Annotated in this window: 1 pseudogene; it reads left to right on the top strand. The window is 45.3% G+C overall.

The features are described from left to right. A pseudogene (locus tag R7093_RS28180) lies at positions 1–516 on the top strand (murein L,D-transpeptidase); the annotation flags it as partial.

Genomic DNA, 516 nt, shown 5'->3' with positions numbered 1-516 from the left:
AGCGATGTTGAACAGTTCATTTTTCAGATGAAGCTGGTCGCGCTTGCTGACGTTTCTAAAGAGTTTGACAACCAACTGCCTCGTATTAACCAAGTAAGATGGAAAGGAGACAACCTTGACTTCGATTTGGTGATGACCGATTCCCTCCTTATGTACCTCAGCTATCTTGAGCAGGTTCCTCAAGAAGGCGTTAACTGGTTGTTTGCAAATAAAGCCCATGTGAGCTTTCCTGCGCCTAGTGTGGATACGCTATCGGTACTGAGCAATGAGATCACGGTAGGGAAGTTGGACCAGTTTTTAGCCAGCTTGCGCTCGCCTTTGCAGATGGATGCCTCGTTTAATACGGTATTTGCTTCGCTTTCTGAATTCTCGCAATATCAATATCCTTTCTATGAGCAAAAAGGTCTGTTGCGCGTCGGTGATCCGATAGAAAACAAATCAACCCTTGTTGAACGCATGGCGATCGTCGGAGTGGATGTCAGTTACATCGATTCAGAAATACCGCAATACGATGAA

It is taken from the genome of Vibrio sp. 1580 (assembly GCF_033340055.1).
This window is presented reverse-complemented; position numbering and strand designations above follow the sequence as displayed.